General features: G+C 55.8%; 19 protein-coding genes. 6 read left to right on the top strand and 13 right to left on the bottom strand.

Annotated elements, in window-relative coordinates:
• Positions 1-6: 6 nt before the first annotated feature.
• Both ACU6HM_RS05670 and ACU6HM_RS05665 read right to left on the bottom strand, forming a co-directional pair.
• Positions 7-396 (bottom strand): tautomerase family protein, encoded by a 390-nt coding sequence (locus ACU6HM_RS05670; RefSeq protein ID WP_009454633.1) that lies wholly within the window; start codon positions 394-396, stop codon positions 7-9.
• 6 nt (positions 397-402) lie between these two features.
• Positions 403-780 carry a hypothetical protein gene (locus tag ACU6HM_RS05665; protein ID WP_446763444.1) on the bottom strand — a complete coding sequence of 126 codons (378 nt, stop codon included), beginning with the start codon at positions 778-780 and terminating at the stop codon, positions 403-405.
• 591 nt (positions 781-1,371) lie between these two features.
• Here ACU6HM_RS05665 and ACU6HM_RS05660 point away from each other — a divergent pair.
• Together ACU6HM_RS05660 and ACU6HM_RS05655 are read left to right on the top strand one after the other, a co-directional pair.
• Positions 1,372-1,917 (top strand): cytochrome b, encoded by a 546-nt coding sequence (locus ACU6HM_RS05660; protein ID WP_009454631.1) that lies wholly within the window; start codon positions 1,372-1,374, stop codon positions 1,915-1,917.
• A gap of 3 nt (positions 1,918-1,920) precedes the next feature.
• On the top strand, positions 1,921-2,853 hold the full coding sequence (locus ACU6HM_RS05655) for an NAD(P)H-dependent flavin oxidoreductase (protein WP_446763443.1): 933 nt from the start codon (positions 1,921-1,923) through the stop codon (positions 2,851-2,853).
• Between the two features lie 4 nt (positions 2,854-2,857).
• Here the strand turns inward: ACU6HM_RS05655 and ACU6HM_RS05650 are convergent, their stop codons facing one another.
• Positions 2,858-3,835 carry a LysR substrate-binding domain-containing protein gene (locus ACU6HM_RS05650; protein ID WP_446763442.1) on the bottom strand — a complete coding sequence of 326 codons (978 nt, stop codon included), beginning with the start codon at positions 3,833-3,835 and terminating at the stop codon, positions 2,858-2,860.
• Positions 3,836-3,917: 82 nt separating this feature from the next.
• Entirely contained in the window at positions 3,918-4,706 is a 789-nt protein-coding gene (locus ACU6HM_RS05645) for an AraC family transcriptional regulator (RefSeq protein WP_035267993.1), read from the bottom strand.
• Positions 4,707-4,799: 93 nt separating this feature from the next.
• On the opposite strand from ACU6HM_RS05645, the gene ACU6HM_RS05640 reads away from it, so the two are divergent.
• Both ACU6HM_RS05640 and ACU6HM_RS05635 read left to right on the top strand, forming a co-directional pair.
• On the top strand, positions 4,800-5,054 hold the full coding sequence (locus ACU6HM_RS05640) for a hypothetical protein (protein ID WP_009454626.1): 255 nt from the start codon (positions 4,800-4,802) through the stop codon (positions 5,052-5,054).
• Between the two features lie 156 nt (positions 5,055-5,210).
• Positions 5,211-5,597 (top strand): hypothetical protein, encoded by a 387-nt coding sequence (locus tag ACU6HM_RS05635; RefSeq protein WP_031232143.1) that lies wholly within the window; start codon positions 5,211-5,213, stop codon positions 5,595-5,597.
• An 88-nt stretch (positions 5,598-5,685) separates the two neighbouring features.
• Here ACU6HM_RS05635 and ACU6HM_RS05630 read toward each other — a convergent pair whose 3' ends face one another.
• The 9 genes from ACU6HM_RS05630 to ACU6HM_RS05590 all read right to left on the bottom strand — a co-directional run bounded on the left by ACU6HM_RS05630 (position 5,686) and on the right by ACU6HM_RS05590 (position 17,304).
• Complete coding sequence (locus ACU6HM_RS05630; RefSeq protein WP_369326702.1) at positions 5,686-7,308, bottom strand: copper resistance CopC/CopD family protein; 1,623 nt, start codon at positions 7,306-7,308, stop codon at positions 5,686-5,688.
• Between the two features lie 47 nt (positions 7,309-7,355).
• On the bottom strand, positions 7,356-7,892 hold the full coding sequence (locus ACU6HM_RS05625; protein ID WP_369326703.1) for a YcnI family copper-binding membrane protein: 537 nt from the start codon (positions 7,890-7,892) through the stop codon (positions 7,356-7,358).
• Positions 7,893-7,943: 51 nt separating this feature from the next.
• Positions 7,944-8,369 carry a DUF2946 family protein gene (locus ACU6HM_RS05620; protein ID WP_052159153.1) on the bottom strand — a complete coding sequence of 142 codons (426 nt, stop codon included), beginning with the start codon at positions 8,367-8,369 and terminating at the stop codon, positions 7,944-7,946.
• 209 nt (positions 8,370-8,578) lie between these two features.
• Entirely contained in the window at positions 8,579-9,199 is a 621-nt protein-coding gene (locus tag ACU6HM_RS05615; RefSeq protein ID WP_446763441.1) for a glutathione S-transferase family protein, read from the bottom strand.
• Positions 9,200-9,220: 21 nt separating this feature from the next.
• Entirely contained in the window at positions 9,221-9,823 is a 603-nt protein-coding gene (locus tag ACU6HM_RS05610) for an ATP-dependent Clp protease proteolytic subunit (RefSeq protein WP_009454612.1), read from the bottom strand.
• A 455-nt stretch (positions 9,824-10,278) separates the two neighbouring features.
• A complete protein-coding gene (locus tag ACU6HM_RS05605; protein ID WP_446763440.1) occupies positions 10,279-11,766 on the bottom strand; it encodes a surface lipoprotein assembly modifier in 1,488 nt (495 codons plus the stop codon).
• A gap of 115 nt (positions 11,767-11,881) precedes the next feature.
• Positions 11,882-12,760, bottom strand: a complete 879-nt coding sequence (locus tag ACU6HM_RS05600; RefSeq protein ID WP_250757100.1) for a Slam-dependent surface lipoprotein — start codon at positions 12,758-12,760, stop codon at positions 11,882-11,884.
• Positions 12,761-12,824: 64 nt separating this feature from the next.
• On the bottom strand, positions 12,825-16,010 hold the full coding sequence (locus tag ACU6HM_RS05595; RefSeq protein ID WP_254499352.1) for a TonB-dependent receptor domain-containing protein: 3,186 nt from the start codon (positions 16,008-16,010) through the stop codon (positions 12,825-12,827).
• A 316-nt stretch (positions 16,011-16,326) separates the two neighbouring features.
• On the bottom strand, positions 16,327-17,304 hold the full coding sequence (locus ACU6HM_RS05590; RefSeq protein ID WP_446763439.1) for a helix-turn-helix domain-containing protein: 978 nt from the start codon (positions 17,302-17,304) through the stop codon (positions 16,327-16,329).
• Positions 17,305-17,479: 175 nt separating this feature from the next.
• Here ACU6HM_RS05590 and ACU6HM_RS05585 point away from each other — a divergent pair, with 175 nt between their 5' ends.
• Together ACU6HM_RS05585 and ACU6HM_RS05580 are read left to right on the top strand one after the other, a co-directional pair.
• A complete protein-coding gene (locus ACU6HM_RS05585) occupies positions 17,480-18,514 on the top strand; it encodes a class I SAM-dependent methyltransferase (RefSeq protein WP_446763438.1) in 1,035 nt (344 codons plus the stop codon).
• 5 nt (positions 18,515-18,519) lie between these two features.
• Positions 18,520-19,755 carry an MFS transporter gene (locus ACU6HM_RS05580; protein ID WP_446763437.1) on the top strand — a complete coding sequence of 412 codons (1,236 nt, stop codon included), beginning with the start codon at positions 18,520-18,522 and terminating at the stop codon, positions 19,753-19,755.
• Positions 19,756-19,860: the final 105 nt, after the last annotated feature.

Here is a 19,860-nt window from a genome sequence, read left to right as displayed (position 1 = left end):
TTTAGCCTATAACTCCCCCGTCAAAAACTGCGCCCGCCCACGCCCGAAGGACCAGTCTGCATCGCTGTTTTCTACCAGAGCGATGATCAGGTCATTGGGCGACACGCCACAGTTCTGTTCCAGCCGTTCTGCCAGCAAGCGGTAGAACTGGACTTTCTGACTCTCGCTGCGGGGGCGGGACACGATGTGCAGCAGTACCACCTTGTCGCTACGCGGATAGCCCAGGCCGGTGTCTTCCAGTATCAGCTCGCCGGGACGGTGCTGGGTCACGCACTGGTAGCGGTCGCTGGCGGGAACATCAAAGGCTTGCACCATAGCTTGATGCGCGGTGTCCAGCAGCAGGCGCAGCTCTTTGTCGTTGCGGCCTTGGATCAGATCAAATTTCAGTAATGGCATGATGGTTCATTCTTGATTGGTACTGCGGTCTGCAAGGCCGCTGGAACTGATAGCCATATCGTCGTAAATCAGACGTTCGGCTTCGATTAGCAAATTCGACAACTGTTGATAGGCGGCGACCCATCCATCTATGAGCTCGTTGCCTGTCATCCTCGCGATCAGCTCTTCGCGTATGGCCTGCAGCTGGCAAGTGCTCATCATTGGGTCATGCTCGGGCTGGATCTGTAGAGCGAGGAGATTGTTGGCGATCTGGCTGACCAAGGGGCTCATCGGTGGGGAGTCGCGCAGTATCAATTCATAAAAATAGGTGGTCAGGGCTTTGTCGCCGCTTGCCAGCAGCGGGGCAGCGGTCCTGATGATGTCGCGTTGAGCGTCCGTCACCATAAGATTAAAAAGCCGGGCAAGACGTGGCTTTTTTTACAGTGTTCAAGATAGACAGCTGGGCGAGTCATGGTTTCAGTCTCCTGGTTTGAGGGCGGGATAGCAGGGCTATCGATAGGGAAGATAGAAGACTGATTGGATCAAGTAAAATGATGAATAATGATTATATGAATCACTAATAATGATAAAAAAACGATTCATGTAGGCGAGGCCTAGATGAGCCTGCGGTTTCTTGCGAACGATCAGCGGGTGTTACTTGTTGCCCTTGGATGGCTTGATGATGAAGGTTGCACGCCTGTCGCTTGGCGTTCTGAGAAGAACTTTCTGTTTATCAATCACTAAAAAAGATTTTATTAATCAGTATTCATCATTTTACTTGATCTGTTGCTGCGCCTATCGTCAGGGCTTCTAAACGACGGTTCTTGGCACAGCCAAGGCTCTGAAGCCACTGTGACACAGGCCCAGGCCTGCAGGCGACAAGGTGACTGCCGACACTGGCCGCTTGTACCTGTTGGGCAAGTGGCTCACGACGTATCACTCTCGGTATTGCACTGTAGAGGACTTGCCCCCGGTGACCTTTTCAAGGAGCTAATCATGCAATTGCGAGACAACGGACTCAGGTTCTCGCCCATCACTATTGTGCTGCACTGGCTTGTAGCGGCCTTGCTGTTTTCCATTCTGGGCTTGGGGGTGGCCCTGGCCCAAAGCCCCGGCGATGTGCGATTGGTGCAGCTGCAAAATCTGCTGGGGACGCTGCTGTTCCTGATTTCCATCTACCGCTTCTGGGCGCGGGTGACTTCTTTTCACCCCTTGCCGGTGGGCTCGCCCAACCCGGTGGAAGTAATAGTGGCCCGCTCCGTGGCGACAGCCCTGGCCTTGGCGATGGTGCTGCTGCCCGTCGCCGTCTGGCTATCCCGTGCGGCGGCTGGCGTGGCGGTGGAGTTGCCCGGTGGCCTGGCGTTACCGACCGTGATCAGCCCGAATGAGCAGGTCAAAGCCGTGGTTGATGTGCTGTTCAATATTGGCGCCACAGCCTTTTTGGCAGGGCTGGCCTTGCACCTTTTCGGGGCATTCAAGAATCATTTTGTACTGAAGAATCTGGCCTTGCGTCGCATCTTGGGCAAACAGGTGGAGTTGTAAATCATGAGCGAAGCAAATCGAGACTTTGCGGGCAATGTCATTACGGATATGTGCGGAGTGCAGTACCCGATTTTTCTGGCGGGCATGGCTGCGATTTCCGGGCCGCAATTGGTGGCGGCGGTAGCGAACGCGGGTGGGATGGGTGTGCTGGGTGGCTTGCGTCTGGCTCCCTTGATGCTGCGTAAGTGGCTGCGGGAAACCAGGGCACTGACGGACCAGCCTTTCGGGGTGAATGTGGTGCCGCAGTTTGGTGGCCCGGAGGTGTTCGAGGCCCAGTTTCAAGTGATCTTGCAGGAGCGGCCTCGCATCCTGTCGCTGTTCTATGCTGAGGACTATTCCGCCGACATGATTCCCCGCGCCAAAGACGCCGGCATGATTGTGATGGTGCAAACCGGCACGGTGGCTCTGGCTCGTAAAGCGATTGCGCATGGGGCCGACATTATCGTGGCCCAAGGCAGTGAGGGTGGTGGCCATCTGAATCGCGGCACGATTGGCCTGATGTCTTTGCTACCAGCGATTCTGGACTGTGCGCAAGGTCGTCCCGTACTGGCGGCAGGCGGGATTACGACCCGCCAGGATGTCAGGGCGGCCATGAGCCTGGGGGCTTCCGGCGTATTGGTGGGCACGGCCTTTCTGGCCAGCGAGGAGTCCAACGCGCATCCGCTCTACAAGCAAAAGATTCTGGAAGCCAGTACGGACGATACGGAATATCGCACTGGCTATTCCTTTGGCTGGACGTACGGCACGCCGCATCGGGTGATTCCCAACCGCGACAAGTGGAATGTGCTGCGTTTGGTTGGAGGCGGGGCACGGGCGATTGATAAGGACAGAATGGCCAGGAAACTGTCTTTGTATGCCGGTCAGGGCGTCGGCAAGATCCACAGCATTGTGCCAGCGGCAGAACGGGTCGCGGAACTGGCCCTGGGCCTGTCCTGATGCCTTACTGCGGCAAAGCCTGTGCGGCGCTGCTGGACAGACCCACAGGCTGGCCCGTCAGAGCAGGCTGTTCGACCTCGCCCTGATCCAGCTTGGGCAATTGGGCGAACTGCGCTTGAGCCAGGGCCACAAAGCTGCGTAGAGCCGAGCCAGGATTGGCATCAGCACGACGGATAAACACGGTTTTGACACGCGCAAGGTCAGGCGGCAGTTCGTGACATTGCACGGGCAGGCGCAAGCTGCCGTTCTGGGCGATGGCTTTGGGCAGCAGGGTAATGCCCATGCCCGAGGCTACGCAGGACAGAATGCCGTCCAGTGTGCCCATTTCCATGATCTGGTTGGGCACCAGCCCAGCCTGATAAAACCAGTGTTCCAGCGTAGAGCGGTAAAAGCAGCCAGTTCTAAAGACCAGTACGGTTTGTTGGGGAATTTTTTCAATCAAGGCAGGCAGGGATTCCACCGCCTTGCTGCTGACCAGCACCAGTTCTTCTTCAAACACTTCTTCTTGAGTCAGGGCGGCGTTTTGATGAAAGCCACCGACAAACGCACCATCGAGCTGGTGGGTCTCAATGGCCTTGATCAGCTCGGCCGTGGTGCCGGTTTGCAAGGACAACTGAACCTGGGGATAGCGTTCGCGGTATTGGGTCAAAACCTGGGGCAGACGGATGGCGGCCGTGGTCTCCATGGAGCCCAGACGCAGCAGACCGCTGGGAGTGCCAGTGTCTTGCAGGGCGGCACGGCTTTCTTCGGTCAGTTGCAAGATACGGCGGGCGTAGGCCAGAAAGGTATGGCCAGCCGGAGTCAGCACCACACCACTTTTCTGGCGTATGAACAATGGCTGTTCCAGTTCGGCCTCCAGTTCTTTGATGCGCATGGTGACGTTCGATTGCACGGTGTGCACCTTCTGGGCAGCGGCAGTAAAGCTGCCATGCTCGGCAACCGCACAAAAAATCTGTAATTGACGCATTTCCATCTCGGCCATTCCATTTCTGAAAGTGATGTGTGGATTTCTAATCAATCACTTTATGGCATTCTTGATGAGTCGTAAAGCGCTTTGGGGGGGCTTACAGTTGATTGCGGTAGTTCGCCGGGGTGTGACCAAAGCTGCGTCTGAACAGGCTGATAAAGGCACTGGGGCTGGAATACCCCAGATCATAGGCAATGGTGGCGACAGGGGCACCGGCTGCCAGCATTTCCAGGGAGCGCATCAGGCGGGCGCGTTGACGCCAGGCGGTGAAGTTAAAGCCGGTTTCTGTCACGAAACGGCGGCTTAAAGTGCGCAGGCTGACCGCCGCCCAGTCGGCCCAATGTTCCATGCCCTGATTGTTGCTGGGGTCGGCAATCAGGGCGCGGGCAATGCGTTGTAAACGCGGGTCCTGGGGGAGCGGGAGCCCAAAAGGTTCGATGGGCAGACTGCGGATTTCATCCAGGATGACGGAGGCAATATGAGCCTGGGCTTGGGGCAAGGGCGCGGCGGGAATCAAATCCCAGGAGCAGGCGCGCAGCACGGCTTCACGCAGCAGGCCGGAAGTGCGCAAGGTGCAGGCCTGGGAAGGCAGATCGGCGCAGGCTGCTTCGTCTATATAGACGCTCCAGCCATGAAAAGGGCCGTGCGATTGGCCCGAGTGCAGGACGTGCGGCGGCAGCCAGACGGCATGGATGGCGGGTACTACCCAAACGGCGTCCTCCACTCCAACGGACAGCAGGCCGCGCAGGGAGCCGAACAACTGCCCGCGAGCGTGTTGATGGGGGCGGGAGGACAGCTCCGAGTCATGGTTGCCGGTGACGGCGAACAGGACGGGATGCTCAGGAAAGTTCAGAAAATCATGCAAACCAATCTTGCGTTCAGGCATGGCGTAATTTTGTTATCTATTGACCGATATAGTGTACAACTGCCAAAACCTTTCTGCTTACACTGAAAACCTTGATGAATAAAGGAGTGACACATGCAAGCCCATGACATTCTTCCCGATCACGCCAGTGAAGTTCAGATTGATGGCACCACCATTCGTAAAGGCACGGTAGGCGCGTTTCTGGCTAATGCTGCCGCCTTGCGCCAGCCTGATGTCAGCGACGCTCAACGCCAGCGCGCCTTGAACGATATTGTGGCGGCCTTGCCGGCTCTGAAAGCACTAGGCTTGTTTGATGCCTTGGAGATTCGAGATCCTCAACTGCGCGATTTTGTGGAGTCCAGACTGTGATGAGAGGTGAAGGCGCAACGGTTCGACCGTATTTGTTGCGCGATACCGCTTGGCTGTATTTACCTAGCGGCTTGATGCATGCTTTCGGAAGCCCTCCGCATCTGGGCGTGCGCCGCTTCGATGTTGGCTGTCTTTATTGATGGCAAGGAGCCGCTTATGCAAGTTGATGACACGCAGTTTCCATTGGTGTTTCTAAGAGAACACAGCTCGCAGCAAACGCCGCAACAGGCGCAGGATCAATTGGAGGCCTTGTTGAATCGGGGCCAACGTTTTGTCTTGCTGACTGACAGGTTGGGCGGTGGGGATCATGCCCATGAGGAAAGCCACGAGGATCGCAAGCAACGCGCCTTGTTCTTCAAGCAGAACAAGCAGCGCTTGAAGGATTTGTGCGCTGGCATGGTGGTGATCAGCAAGGGGCGGGCCATTCCTGCCGCCGCACGCCTGGCACAGCAGACCTTGGGCCGGGTGCTGGGCCTGCAATTCAGCTTTGTCGTTGATGAAGGCGAAGCCAGGCTTGAGGCCAGTCGTTTACTGGCCCGTTAAATTGCGGGCGGCATGGCTGCCAGAAAGAGGGTATCCGATCAAAAGAGGGACCACAGGCCGTGTGACGCGGCCTGTTTTTGTGTGCGCTTTAGTTGGCTTGCAAATCCAGCGTGCTATCCAGGTGTATGCGTTCAAAATCTGAAATCAGCACCTGAATACGAATATTCCAGCTGGCCAGATGCGGTAGCTCGACATTACTCACTTCCCATTGATCCTGCCGCGTGAGTTCCGCCGGAAAGGTAATGGACTCCACCCCGGCTTGCGGGTTGCTGAAAATCACCTCCACCTCTTGAGCCTTCAGGGGACTGAAATCCGGCTCGTATAAAGCGACGGTCAGAATGGCCGGGTGCTGGGTGGTGGCCGGGATGTATAACAGATCCGCCATGCCGGCTTCGGTATGGATATGACTGGAAACGCTGGGTGGGACTAGCTGGGCCAAGGCGCGTGGAGGCGGGGTGAAGCGCCACAAAGCGGCTACGGCCAAGATCAGCACCGCCAGCACATATTCCAGACGCACTATACGTCGCAGAGCCTGTCGGGCATCGCTACGCTTCTGCAAGACGGCTTGAGTCAGACGATAACGGTTGTAGGCTCCCAAGCCCAGCAAGAGCAGGACCAGAATCAGCTTCGCACTGAGCACTTGTCCATATCGGCTTTCCCATAGCGATGCGGGCTGATCGAATTGCACGTAGATCAACGCGGCTCCGCTCAGGACCAGAACCAGCAGGATGGCGGGAATCCAGCGCGAGAACAGCGTCAGCAAGCGGGATTCCTGAGCATGCTGAAGTGCATGAACCAAAGGCAGGAAGGAACCAATCCACAGTGTCAGCGCCACGACATGCAGCCAGACACTGGGCCGAGATAGCCAGACGGGATCTGCTGTGCTGGCATGTCCGCTGGACGCCAGGGAAGCTCCCAGAAGAATCAGCGCCAAAGCAGCCAGCCATTTCTTACTAGTGGCGTTTCTTGCATTCCAGGAAAGGGCGGCACAGGCTAGGGCGACCCAGCCCAGCGGCACGGCCAAGCCCATCGAGGTGGATGCCGCCGTTTTCCAGGCCGATGTGCTGAACAGGGCGGACAGCGGCAAATCCAGCGCATCGACACCCACCAAGCCCAGGTTCAGCAATAAGGCGACGGCCCCTAAAGTCAGCATGCGTGGCGCGATATGACCTTGACTCGCTGATGTGTTGTTTGATGCTGGACCCAGAGCGCGGTAGACCACCCAAGCTATCCCTGTAAACAGGCCCACATAGCCCAGAAGTCGGGCCAGCCAGATCAGTCCATTTCTGAGGGGATTGCTGTGGGTGCTGTCCACCAGATTTGAGCTGGGCGCCCCAATGGAAAATGTCAGTGTTCCGCCTACGGGATGGCCGTCAGCAGAAATAACCCGCCAGCTCAGCCCATACGTGCCTTCGGTTTCCATGGTCGGCAAGGCCAGTTCCAGTCGCTGGTCTTGTGTCAGAACGTCCTCCAGCTCCTTGGAGGAACCGTCGGGACGAATCAACTTCATCAGCAGGGGCGATACGGACTCATTGAAGCTCAGGCTGGCTGTACTGGGAGCCTGGGCCAGCACCGTGCCGCTATCGGGTTTGCTGGCGACCAGGGAGGCATGGGCATACAGCACCGGCGCCCAGGCCAGCAACAGCAAGGCAAGCAGTAACACGAGCAGTGGGTGGCAAGCTGCCTGCCTACGCAGGGTATGCGTTTGCATAAGATCTCCTTCAGGCTGATGCCCAAAGGCATCAGCCGCCTGGGTGTTTAAGGCTTGGGCAAAAGTTGCAACGCAGGAGCGGGGGCGTCGGAATGGTCTGCCGCTTCCTTAGTACCAGGCGCTGCCTGATCAATCCAGCGCTCCACGCCTTGTTCGCATTCCTGAACAACCGGGAAGTAGAGCGTGCTATTGGGCTTGAGTTCATCGGCCAGGTAGCTGATGAACACGAACTCGTCATAGTGCTCATCCAGCAAGGGGCCGCCAGCCCACACCACTTCCTGAACGCCGGAGCGGACTTTGGCACCCCAACGCGTGTAGGCCTGCTTGTAGTCACCTTTTACTGTTTCCAGGGTCCAGCCTGCTTTGGGCTGTGGCTTTACACCGACCACACCTTCAGGAATACGGACACGGATTTTGGTGGTGGCAGAGCCTTTGCAACCATGCGGCACGGACAGAACCGCCTTGTAGCTGCTGCCCACCGGGGCTTGCTTGGTTTGCAGGGAAACGTGTGCCACAGCGGAAGACGCGAACAGTACGGCAGCCATGCCCAGAGTGGCACGGAAAGACGTAGAAGAAATCGACATTGAAAACCTCGGCTAGATAAAAAAGAGAAACCGTCAAAGGACGGGAACACATCAAGCGAGGAATAAAGGCGGGGCGCGTGAACCTAAAGGAGGGCCTTGTGCCGGCAGCGGTGGCAGGGTTTGATTGCTCTGGGCTAACAAAACCGGCCGGTACCTAATCAGGCTGATCAGAACAGGCGCATCCTGGGTCGGCAACAAGGCGGGGGAGGCCGCGATGCCAAAGGGGCAGTCCTGTTGATTGTGATGCGTATCGGAATCCGCCTGGCCATCCTGGCCGACCAGATCAATCCAGAGCGTATTGGCAGCATTGCCAGCCGTACAGAAGGTAATGGCAAAGCCATTGTCTTGTCCTGAGCGGGTAGGCATGTAGCCTGCCGGGACGATGGCGCGACAGACGTAGGCCAGCAGAGCCAGGCAAAACAGAAGTTGCCAAACTCGGATTTCGCGGGAAACGAAACGGGGACCCAGGGCACGCATGCGGAAAAGTATATTACAAAACCGACGGCCGACAGATGAGGTATTTCCCAGTTATCTGGCGCCAAATTTTAAGTAGATTTGGATTTGGAGTTTGCTGGTTTTCCGTTGCCGTTTTGGTAAAAAGGCGTCAAGCATCCCGCTGTTCAGCCAAGCATAAAAAAAGCCGCGAACACAGCGGGCGGCTTTGGTCAGGCAAGGCAACGCAGTGCTTAGGGAAAACCGGCACATTGCTTTATAAAGGCAGGCCGCGCGGCCAGGCGGTGGTAGTAGTCTTCGACTGCCTTGAGTACCGGGCGATCAAACGGCGTATTCAGCCAGCGGTGAATGGACAGGCCCAGAATGATATCGGCCAGGGTGAATTCCGTTCCGGCGGCATAGGCCTGGGTCTGTGCCAAGTGTTTTTCCAAAATCCCCATTGCTTGGGTCCAGGCTGCCAAGGATGCCTGAACCTGTGCGGCGTCCTGATGTGTGGGCGATTGACGCACCAAACTCCAGAACGCATATGTCCAGGTCGGGTTCAGCTCGGAGGCCTGCCAGTCCAGCCACTGATCCACCTTGGCTCTTTGCCAGGCATCTTGCGGATACAAGGCCGTCGGTGCCTGGCGGTTGGCCAGATAACGCACAATGGTATGGGATTCCCACAGCACACGTTCCCCATCCAGCAGGACGGGGATTTTTGCGTTGGGGTTCAGCGCACGGAATTCGTCCGTGTTGACGTCCTTGAAGCCTATGCCCCAATCCTGCCGCTCAAATTCCAGATTCAGCTCCGCGCAGGTCCACATGACTTTGCGCACATTGATGGAGGATTCTCTGCCAAGAATAGTCAGCATGATGGGGCCCTCAAATGGTCATTACTTGCTGGCAGGCAGCAGTTCGTCACGGCGTTCGATAATGCGTGAGATCAGGCCATATTCAATGGCTTCCTCGGCACTCATCCATTTGTCGCGCTCGATATCGTCACGCACACGCTCGATAGGCTGGCCGGTTTCACGGGCAATTACCTGGGCGATACGTTCACGCGCTTTCATGATTTCCTGGGCTTGAATGGCCATATCGCTGGCCTGACCACCGGCGCCACCGCTGGGTTGGTGAATCAGAAAACGGGTTTGAGGCAGACACACACGACGCTCGCGGGCGGCGCCCAGGAACAGGTGGGTGGCGGCACTGCCAACCCAGCCGGTACCGACCATGGTGACGGGCGAGGAAATAAAACGCACCACATCATGGATGGCATCGCCCGATTCCAGGTGACCACCCGGCGAGGACACGATCATGGTGATAGGGGCGGTGGATTCGGCATCCAGCGCCAGCAGCTTGCGCACGGTTTCCGAGGCGAGCTTATCCGTGATGGTGCCAAAGACCAGCACAGTACGGGCGCGGAAGGCTTTTTCTTCCAGAAAGGCGCTGTCTTGAGGGCTGGTATCAGAGCGAGTTTCTTTTTCTTGGCCAAGCATGGGGAAAGACTCCAAGGGATAAGTATTCTGTCTGCTAAGGAAAATCGATTGCTCGACTATATCCCGGCTGATGGTCAACCGGGCTTTCACTTGGCAATTTTTGTGGTTTTTTTTGTCCGCGCTGGGGGCGCAATAGGGCGCAACGCAAGCAGACAAAGCAAATGCAGGGCGGTCTGCCCCGCAAGTTCATCATAGTCTCATGCTTGTTAAGTGTTTGATCCAGGGAATAAGACCTTATCGTCCTGTCTCCTGGAGCAGCATCACGGGAAGGGCTGATCTACACGCTGCCGCAGGGCCTTGAGACCTGCCACAGAACCCCGATACCTCATTGAAAACGCTTCTTTCAACAGTGGCACGACGCTCCCTGTCACTAAAAAAGATACCTGTCGCTTCAGGCGCTTGATGCTAAAAAGGGACGGCACCCGATCAGACGCCGAGGTCGAAGAAGTCCTTGCTTAAAAACGCTTTTCCAGCTTCAGCGCGACTTCGGTTTGCTTGTATTTGAAAGCCCAGTCGATATTGCTGTTGTTGAAAGTGTGTTTCACATACAAATTGGGTGTAATGCCTTTGAACGCAAAGCGTGGCATGCCCACGTTCAGGATATAAATCTGTTGCCGGTCCTTGCGCAGCCCACCCAGGAACAAGTCCTCGGCATCGTGACGGGTCTGCCGGTACAGGGCCGTGGCGTTGATGTTGAAGCCCGCATCAAAGGCTCGGTAAATTCCCAGGTTCGCCATATAGCTGCGGCTTTGCGCAGTTTGCTGAGACTGCAGATTACGGGTGTAATTCAGGCCCCCGTAGACCACGGTTTTTGCATCGATCAGATACGAGCCGTACAAGCCTATCTGGTTCTCTTTGACTTCTTCAAAGTACTGCCGTAAATCGCCTTTGTAGGACAGGCTCTTGTGCTGGGCATTCACGCCTACTTGCAGCCTGTCGCTAAGATTGTGCTTCCAGTCCACGCGCCCGCCCCAGGACTGATAGCTGGTGCGACGGTTGGTGTAATTGTTCTCGAACAAGGGCGTAATCGACAGATCGTTTTTAGCGTCCTGATAGTTGTAGCCCGCGTAAATAATGCTGGTGTTGTCGCTGTAATAAATGTCCTTGGGCTCGGCTTCCTTATGCTTGTCGTAAAGATTGCCGTAGCTCAGGCCGCGCAGTAGTAGGTTGTGGTTGCCGCTTAGCTGGAAACGCCGGTTCAAGGTCAGGTCGTAGACCATGGCGGTGGATTTGACCGGGTCCGGCATCTTGCGCACTGACGGAAAGCACCCAAAGAAATAGCAGGTAAAGAAGGTGTCTTGCTGGCCGTTTTCTTTGTTGATATTGCTGTTGTAGCCCAAGCCAATCGAGGCGGAACCGTGCCAGGCATTGCGGTCCTGCAAGGCACCCTGGAAGCCTTCAATTACGGGCCGTACTTCATCAGGAATACCGGCAGAGGAAATCTGGCTGAACAGTTCTTTCGCTTCGCTGGATTGATAGTCCTCGAACAGTACGCGGGCCAGCTCCAGCTTGGCGCGCATCATAGTGGGATCGCTTTCCTGAGCCTGGCGCAGCTTGCTGATCGCCAGGCTGTGATTGTCCTTGCTACGGGCCACCATTCCTTGAGCCATCAGCACCAGGGCAGGGTTGTGGTCGGGCAGTTCCTGATACTTTTCTACAAACTGATCCACCTTGGCCCACTGTTGCAGATTGATGGCGACATAAATGGCCGGTTCCAGATCAGTCAGCGTGGCATCGACGCTATAGGTTGTGCCGTTGATGGTGATCAGGGCCGATGGGTCCACATCAGGCGGGGTTTCTTCCACTAAATGGGAGCGTTCGCGTTCGTTCAGATTGCGGTCGATTTGATTCAGAAGTCGGCGCGTATCGTCGTCGTTGGCTTGCACCGCGCTGGATGCCATGGCCAGCAGCAGGCACAAAAGGGGAAGGGCTCGCCCATGCATGAATGAAAACCTTGCAAGAAAAAGGGGAGATGGACGCAGGGTCCGGAGAGAAAGGGGATCGAGCTTGTCGATCCCCTTCTTCTTATGGCAACACTAGCGTGTTGTCAGAGGCGGATTACTGCTTGGCACCGCCGAAGGCCATGTCATTGGCACCGTTGGCTGGGTTGTAGTAAATCCCGGCCAAGGCGTCAGCGGCTGCGCCGTAGAATTGGCCCTCAATTTTGGCTGTACTACCGCTAAAGTTTTTAGCGAAAGAGCCATCGGAAGCAATGGTTGTGCCATTAAACAAAACAGTGCCAACCAGACCAGCCAGAGTACCTGTACCACCACCGTAGTTGGCGGTCAGGGTGCCTTTGGAGATACCAGCCTGGGTGCCGGGGTTGTATTGGTTGACACCTACAACGTCGTACTTGGCATTGACCAGGTTAGGCATGGCTGTAGTTGGGTTTTCGCCGGTGTAGAACACAGTGCGGTCAGCATGGCTCAGGTTCAGATCCGTGCTGCTTGCTGGAGGTGTACCGGCTATGCGGGGAGCCCACTCACCAAAATACACTTCTTGGCCGGAAACCTTGGCAACTACTTCGCCACCGAAGTGGGGGTAGCCCGGCAGAGGATTGTTCAGTTGGCGATAGGCGTAAATTTGAGTGCCTGCTCCTACACCGCTGGTGATGGTATGGCGCCATGTTTCAGCAATGTTTGTTCCCAAGGGCATTTGAATATATCCATTGCCATCAGCACCACCCAGCACTTGATTGGTTTGCCAAAGAGGACCGCTTTTGAAGCTCACCACACCCGATTGTTTGGTGGCGTCATAAGGGTCAGTACCTGGCATGGAGATACCAGCTTCGCCCTGAGCCATCATTGTGGACGGCTTATCCGCCACTACGAATGCTTTCGAGGAACCACCAGCTACGGGGGCAGCGAAGCTGCTGGCGGAGGCCAGCAGGAAAGCCGAAACAATAGCCAGTTTTTGTACATTCAGACTTGCTTTCATTACGAACTCCATTAAGTGAAGAAAAAGGGCGTTTTTACGAAAACGACCAAAAAAACCGATTTACTTAAAAACGTGCTGTCATACCGACGCGCACCGTTCGTCCGGGGGCCGGCATAGAAGTGCGGGCCATGGGGTCCAGGTAGTACTGATTAGTTAGATTGCTGATTGCCACGTCCACATTCAGGTTTTTCTGTACCTGATAGCTGGCGTAGGCATCGAAGACCAAAATGGGGTTCCAGTAGTTCGTTCTGTTAAATGCCCAGCCAAGGCCACCAAAATGCCCTTCATCTTTGTTTTTTGCGGCGCTGTGATACACCGCACGTGCTCCGAGCAGTAGTTTCTTTTCCAGCAAGCGTGCACCGACATCCAGGTTCAGGGAGTACTGCGGTTGCAGACTGGTTCTGGCAAAGGTGCGAGGGAAGCCGCCATCAACGCAGGCAGGAATGTTGTCGCTTCCTGCGGCTCCGGGGATGGGCATAAACGTCTGGGCGTAGTCGGCATCGCATAGCTGCTGCTTTAAGCGGTAGGTTCCGCCAAAGTTGGCAAAGTATTTGCCGCTGTCTACGCGAGCTTGCAGTTCAATACCTGACATTTTCTTCTCGGCAAACTGCACGGTATTGAAGTCCCAGTCCCGGTCTATATAGTCTTTGATCCGGTTATTGAAGTAGTTGATCTTGAGGTCTGCATAGTCCAGGCTTGGGAAGTAGCTGCTCAGATTGTGGACATAGCCGATTTCCCAGTTGTAGGCGTGTTCAGGACGAGTAGCTGCCCCGGTCGAGCGCTTGCTGCCGCCAGCCAAGGCCATGGAGGACTCGAACAGGCTTGGAAAACGTACAAATTCGTTGTAACGGGCATAGAGACGAATATCGTCTGTAATGAAGGCTGTCAGCCCGATGTGAGGAACCCAAGCATGGTCTTTTTGTTTTTTAGGTTCTTCCCATTTATTGGGTATTTCAGATTCGTCTTGATAAACAGGTTTGCGATTGCTTACCGAGGCAATGTATTTGTCTACTGTGCCCTTTTGCCCCTGCGCATCGGTGACTTGCTCTGTTGAGTCAATTTCGCCATTGGTAAAGGGGTTATTGGCAGTAAAACCTTTGTGACTTTCGCCAGAGGGAACAAAAACCGTTTCTTTGGTATAGCGATAGCCGTTAATTTTTCCTTTATGAAATGAATCGCCTAGCATTTCTTCAAATGATTTTTTGCTTGTATGCCCGAAAACGGCCTCCAGCATGCTCGGATCTAAATCGGAAATGAACTGCCAGTCTTCTTCATATTGCTTGTACAGCGGGAGTTCTCTTTCAATGATTTGGCCTTCGTAATCCGCAACTTCCTGGTTGCTCATTAAGCGCTGAACCTGGTAGTTATAGCCTTTCAGGGCAGGCTGAATAGCCCAGTCCTTATGTTGCTGGCTACGCATCTCGGCCAGCTTGTCGTCGTACGACCAGTAGTCGCTATAGCGTGCACCAGCATTCACCTGAAGCCAGTCCACAGGCCGCCAGTCGAAGTTAAAACCAAAATTCCATTGCTGCCGGGTGCCTGATCGAGGCCCCATGTGGTTCACACCCCAGGTCAGTTCGTTCAGATTCTCGAGCTTCTCCGAAGCGTCATGCTGCTTGAGCTTTTCTCGTGTGAAATCAGCCGATAAGCTTAGATCCAGAGTTGGGTGCAAAGTCATGGCGTTGCTAAGGTTCAGCCCACTACGCCTATGGTCGGTAATTTGCAAAGCTCTGGGGATGATGTTGAAACGCCCATCTGTATTGGGCAGCTTTTCTGGGGCGGTAGGAGGTACCCAAGCGCATTCAGAGCCGTTTGTGCCCAGGACATGGCAATTTGTGTAGTTGTCCCAGTCACCATCGCGTCCGTTGTTCAAGCCCTGGCCTTGGATCCCGTAAATGATGTCGCCATTCTGATGACGCTCACTATCGCTTTGGGTAATCCAGGCTCCGGCCTTCAAGTTGATGAAACGACTGCCTTCGGGATTCCAGGAGTAGTTCAGGTTCCAGGTGTCTTGTTTGACCTTGCTATACGGGTTTTCGGTTTGGAGGATATTTTTTTCACCATAGCCATCCAGGGCATGGATTGCCCAGACCACGTTCCATGGCACGTTTTCGCCAAAGGTATGGTTGCTGCGCATGTAGCTCATATCAATGGCTTGATCGTGAGGTAGGCGCAACGTGCCTTTCAGCAGCGTGGTTTCCAGTTCGCTGGATGTGTTCAGAACTTCCTCACCAGGACGGTAGTACTTGGCGATGTAGCTCACTCTGGGGAAGGAGTACGACGGGTTGTAGTCGCTATTTGCGTCCTCTTGCCAGGTGTCGTTCTCGTACTTGTCACTACCTTTCTTACCGCTGTAATAGTTGCCGCGACTGCGGTAGCTGTATGCGGCTAGCAGATCAAAATTTTCTTGTTGTGTGGCGATGGCCAGGCGGTAGGAGTGGTCTTCAAAATTGAAGTTCTTGCCGCTATTCCCGACTTTCGGCATACGGTCTGGAGAAATGTGGTCAGGTAGAACAACGCCGTTGCTGCCTCCTCTATCAAAGACCGCCCCTGGAATATCGCGATAGTCCTTTCCGAAAATCCCAAAAGCCCGTTCATTCGGCTTGGTCGAATTCGTCGCTGTCTCCGCCTTCAATTCAATCCCGAAGGTCTCGCCCGGTTTGACAATATCCTCCACCTGCAGCGTGCGGATCTGCACCGATCCGCCAATCCCGCTGGCTCCCGACGTTGCCGACACGCCTTTTTCCACCAGAATGCTGCTGATCATATTGGGATCAACATAGTTGCGGTTGGCGACCCCGGCCGGACCCAGCCAGACTGATGTTGCCTGTTCCGTGCCGTCAATCGTCAGGGGAATACGGCCTTCACCCTGGATACCGCGAATGTTCGGGTCCAGCGCGCCGCTATTGCGCGAGTCCCCCGCATACACCCCGTTCAGGCCCTTGAACAAATCCCCCACGGAGCTGCCCTTGTACAGCTCGATTTCTTCCTTGCCCGCGTACACATTGGAGACGTCTTTCTCGAAGACATCGGCCTTGCCGGCCTCATCGCGGGTTTCACGTACGACGGTAATGGTGTCCAGGCGAGTGGCTCTGTCCGTATCGTCCTGGCGCTCGTCCTGACGGGAGAAGGGTGGGGCGCTGCCCACGCTTTGGGCCTGTGTCTGCCCGGCCCAGGAGGCCAGAATCAAGGCATACACCAGCGGCTTGAGCGCGTGTTTTTTTGTGTAGGGTGAAAGGGTAGCGGACATAAAACGAACCAGGGCTCCGTGCGAAAAATAACAATCTGTCGTGGGGAGGTACTTCCCGTTTGCTGGCCAGGCTCACCACTTGTCTCAAAAGGTGAGGAAAGGCACGGGGATATTATTCACATTAATGAGAATAATTATCACTTAGATTTATATGCAGGACGGAGCAATTCCTATGCAGGACCGGAAATCCGCGGCAACTGCAGGAATTTGTCAAAGCAGGAGGGGAACTTTTCAGGGAGAGGGCCGCAGGGGGCGGCCTGAAAGAAGGGTGGGCCTCTATGAATGCAGAGGCCGAAAACAGCGGAAATACAAAGGTTTAGGCGCGCTTGTTGCCAAAAATGGATTTGGGTGAGCGGCCAAAGTAGCGCGTAAAGGCGACGGAAAAATTATTGGGGTATTTGTAGCCGACTTGCCAGGCGGCCTGGGCCACTTGTTGGCCGGACTCCAGCAAGGTATAGGCTTTGCGCATACGCAGTTCAAGCAGCAGGCCGATAGGCGTGTTGTCGTACAGATAGCGAAAACCTTCTTTAAGTTTGTGCTCGTTAATGCCCACCGTCGTCGCCAAATACTCCACCGTGATTTGCTGGTCCAGTTGCGAGCTGAGCAAATCGCGTGCTCGCTCAACCCGCTGAATATCATCCACCGACAGCGGGGCGCTGTTGGGGGCGTCGGGCGGAGCCAGGCGGTTGAACTGCTCGGCCAGCAAGCTTAGCGCATGGATTTGCAGATTCAGCCTGTGATTATGGATGGGCTGCTCCGGGGTGCACGGCTGCATATAGCGTGCCAGTGCCGCCGCATGGGCCATGGTGGCCTGGCTGCTGGCATGAAAGGACAGACGGTGCAGTCCCACGCAATCCATCAACTGGGTGGCGCGTTCCGGGCCCACGTATTTGTTCAAGGCCGCCTCGCTGATGACCAGCCGTAATTGCGATACGGATTGGTCCTCTTGATAGTGGCGTTCCCCTCGCAGGGATCGGAAAGCCGTCACCGTGGTATGGCCTGCCTTGAACAGCAGATCTGAGCTCTCCCGACCCTGATAGGCCGACTGTCCTTGCAGACCCACCGTAACCACAATGACACGGCCCGCATGGGGGCCGTTGCTCTCTTCAACCAGCGATCGGCTGGGGTGATAGTGCAAGCGGCCCAACAAGAACCCTTGTTCCAGTTCCACGCATTCGGAATAGCAGTGGCCCAGTTCTTCGGGTAGTTGCAGCCGGACTCGGCCATCGCTCAGAGCGCGGCATGACCTGGGTTCATCCGTGGTTAAGCGATAGCCAAATTTGCGCGTGTTCATCATTTCTCCTGCTAAAAGCGCCTCGCATATGAATTGCTCCGTTCAGCATAGATCTTAATGCAAATAATTCTCATTAAATATATATCATTTCTAGCTGTGATGGCAGAGGGAAGGGCCATTGTGAAATTCACGGAGGTAAAAAACAGTGCTGGATCGATCGCTAGGAGAAGTCGTTTTGTCGGAGCAATTGCTGGAGTCGCATGCTCTGCAAGCCTGTTGGGACGCGCAATTGGCGGGTTTAAGTGCAGATGCCTTGAACCTGGCTTTGGGGTATGGCGTGTTTGCGCATCTGGATAAGTTTATCGCTGCGGAGGAACTTGCGCTTGTGCTCAAGTGGGACGCCGACAACACCGCCTACCTGCTGGAGTTGTTGTGGAGTCTGGAGCTGCTGGAGTGTCAGTGGACCTGTCCGCGACGCTATCGCAGCCTGCCGCAAACGGCGCGTTATTTGAATCCGGGTTCGGCGCAATATTGTGGCGATGCCTTGTTGTTTCGGCATGGAGTCTTGCGCCAAGTGGGTAATCAGCTTGACGAGCTGCTGCGCAATGGCAAATCGCCCCCGCCGGATCCGGCATTGATTCAGCAAGGCTGGGCAGCAGCGGCGCGCTCGCAAATTGCTCAGGAACAAACGGCGGTGACGGCCGAGGTGGCCTGTGAAATTTTTGGAGCCGTGCCGGAGTTCTGGCAGGCGCAACGTTTGCTGGATTTGGGCGGTGGGCCAGGACTGGTAACCATCGCCTTGGCGCAACAGCAGCAGGACTTGAATGCCGTGGTGTTCGAGTACGAAGCGGCGGCGGCCGTCGCCCAGCAAAAAATTCTTGATGCCGGTCTGGAGGCCCGTATCAGCACCTCGGCCGGTGATCTGCTGGTGGACGATCTCGGGGCGGATTATGACCTGATCTGGTGCTCTTCCGTGCTGCATTTTGTACCGGATATTCCTGCTTTGCTGGCCCGTCTGTATCGTGCGCTGCGCCCCGGCGGGGTGCTGGTGTGCTGTCACGCCGAAGTGCATACCGAGGTCAGCAAGGCCAAACGGATTTTGCATTACTACCTGCATATGCGTATGCAAGGCCGCCATGTGCTGCCGGAAGGGCAGTTGGCCCAGTTGCTGGAACAAGCCGGATTTGATGATGTTCAGCAGTTTGATGAGGTGCGCTTTCCGGTTGCGCCCGTCACTGCATTGATTGCGCGCAAGGCGTACAAAGGGTGATGAGAATGAAGACGTGGAAAGCATGGGGGGCGCAGCTGCTGTTTGGCTGGATGAATCTGGTGCTGGCCGTCCCCAGTATTTACCTGATGCTGGGCATGCCCCTGGTGATGCGACAGCATGGCTGGTCCGGCACCGAGATAGGCTTGTTCCAGCTGGCGGCCTTGCCCGCCATTTTCAAGCTGGTGCTGGCCATGCCGGTGCAGCGTGTCCGCCTGGGTGGCGGACATTTTGTGCATTGGCTGTGGTTGATGGCGGTCTTGTTGTTGGCTTTGTATGTAGGCATAGGCCGCGAGAATCTGATTGATCAGCGGACCCTGCTGTTTGCCCTGACCTTTGCCATCAGCATTGTGGCGACCTGGATGGACATCCCCTTGAATGCCTTGGCGGTGCAATACCTGCCGCGTGACGAGCAGTTGCGTGCAGGCAGTATTCGTTCTGCCGCCTTGTTTCTGGGCGCGATCGTCGGGGCGGGGGTGATGGTGCTGGTGCAGGCCCGTTGGGGTTGGCAGGCACCGTTTGCCTTGATGGGCCTGGGGCTGGTGATTGGTTGTTTGCCCTTTGTCTTTTTGCGTTCCAAAGCCGGTTTGCAAGCGGCTGAGACCGAGCAGGCAACGCCCGGTTTTGTTGCCGATTGGGTCAGCTTCTTCGGGCAGGAAGGGGCCAAGCAGTGGACCAGCCTGCTACTGACCAGCTTCCCCTTTATTGGCGCTGTCTGGTTCTACTTGAAACCCTTGATGCTGGACCAGGGCATGCCTTTGGAAGAGGTGGCCTGGACGGTAGGGATTGCCGGTGGCATTACCGGTGCCGTGTTCAGCCTGATTGGCGGACGTTTGGCGTCATTTCTGGGTGCCGCGCGTGCCATTCCGATTTATCTGCTGGCGGCCTTGCTGTCTCTGATTCTGTTGATGGTTTCCGTCTGGGCCAAGCTGGGGCCGGTGTGGCTGATCAGCAGCGCCCTGTTGATTGCGGCCAGCATGGGGGCTGTGTCGGCATTGCTTTTTGGGCTGACCATGTTCTTTACCCGTAGACAGCGCAATGCATCGGACTACGGTTTGCAGTCGACCATCTTCACCTTGGCCCGTATGGCCGTTCCCATTGTCGCCGGCATCGTGCTGGACCGTTTCGGTCAGGTTGTCATGCTGGGCGTGCTCACCTTGGGTGTTCTGTTCGCCTTTGTACTGGCTTGGCGCGTTCGCCACAGCGTCGGTGCCAGCACCGAAGTTTTGCTGCGTAGCCAGTAAGTCAGGGTCTGAAAACGCCAGCGTGTGCAGGTTGCGCTGGCGTTCATCGTTTTTGCTCCGTTTCGCATAGAAATTAGGGCCCGAAGGCTATTGTGTCATTTTCAG

It is taken from the genome of Alcaligenes sp. RM2, assembly GCF_052931795.1.
The sequence above is the reverse complement of the archived record's forward strand: the minus strand, read 5'-3'. Positions and strand labels throughout refer to the sequence as shown.

Bases quoted from the DNA above. Each gene is read 5' to 3' on its own strand.
- ACU6HM_RS05605 (WP_446763440.1), bottom strand. From the start codon at position 11,766: ATGCATGGGCGAGCCCTTCCCCTTTTGTGCCTGCTGCTGGCCATGGCA.
- ACU6HM_RS05670 (WP_009454633.1), bottom strand. From the start codon at position 396: ATGCCATTACTGAAATTTGATCTGATCCAAGGCCGCAACGACAAAGAG.
- ACU6HM_RS05615 (WP_446763441.1), bottom strand. From the start codon at position 9,199: ATGCTGACTATTCTTGGCAGAGAATCCTCCATCAATGTGCGCAAAGTC.
- ACU6HM_RS05645 (WP_035267993.1), bottom strand. From the start codon at position 4,706: ATGCCTGAACGCAAGATTGGTTTGCATGATTTTCTGAACTTTCCTGAG.
- ACU6HM_RS05665 (WP_446763444.1), bottom strand. From the start codon at position 780: ATGGTGACGGACGCTCAACGCGACATCATCAGGACCGCTGCCCCGCTG.
- ACU6HM_RS05600 (WP_250757100.1), bottom strand. From the start codon at position 12,760: ATGAAAGCAAGTCTGAATGTACAAAAACTGGCTATTGTTTCGGCTTTC.
- ACU6HM_RS05580 (WP_446763437.1), top strand. From the start codon at position 18,520: ATGAAGACGTGGAAAGCATGGGGGGCGCAGCTGCTGTTTGGCTGGATG.
- ACU6HM_RS05650 (WP_446763442.1), bottom strand. From the start codon at position 3,835: ATGGCCGAGATGGAAATGCGTCAATTACAGATTTTTTGTGCGGTTGCC.
- ACU6HM_RS05660 (WP_009454631.1), top strand. From the start codon at position 1,372: ATGCAATTGCGAGACAACGGACTCAGGTTCTCGCCCATCACTATTGTG.
- ACU6HM_RS05625 (WP_369326703.1), bottom strand. From the start codon at position 7,892: ATGTCGATTTCTTCTACGTCTTTCCGTGCCACTCTGGGCATGGCTGCC.
- ACU6HM_RS05595 (WP_254499352.1), bottom strand. From the start codon at position 16,010: ATGTCCGCTACCCTTTCACCCTACACAAAAAAACACGCGCTCAAGCCG.
- ACU6HM_RS05635 (WP_031232143.1), top strand. From the start codon at position 5,211: ATGCAAGTTGATGACACGCAGTTTCCATTGGTGTTTCTAAGAGAACAC.
- ACU6HM_RS05590 (WP_446763439.1), bottom strand. From the start codon at position 17,304: ATGAACACGCGCAAATTTGGCTATCGCTTAACCACGGATGAACCCAGG.
- ACU6HM_RS05630 (WP_369326702.1), bottom strand. From the start codon at position 7,308: ATGCAAACGCATACCCTGCGTAGGCAGGCAGCTTGCCACCCACTGCTC.
- ACU6HM_RS05655 (WP_446763443.1), top strand. From the start codon at position 1,921: ATGAGCGAAGCAAATCGAGACTTTGCGGGCAATGTCATTACGGATATG.
- ACU6HM_RS05620 (WP_052159153.1), bottom strand. From the start codon at position 8,369: ATGCGTGCCCTGGGTCCCCGTTTCGTTTCCCGCGAAATCCGAGTTTGG.
- ACU6HM_RS05640 (WP_009454626.1), top strand. From the start codon at position 4,800: ATGCAAGCCCATGACATTCTTCCCGATCACGCCAGTGAAGTTCAGATT.
- ACU6HM_RS05610 (WP_009454612.1), bottom strand. From the start codon at position 9,823: ATGCTTGGCCAAGAAAAAGAAACTCGCTCTGATACCAGCCCTCAAGAC.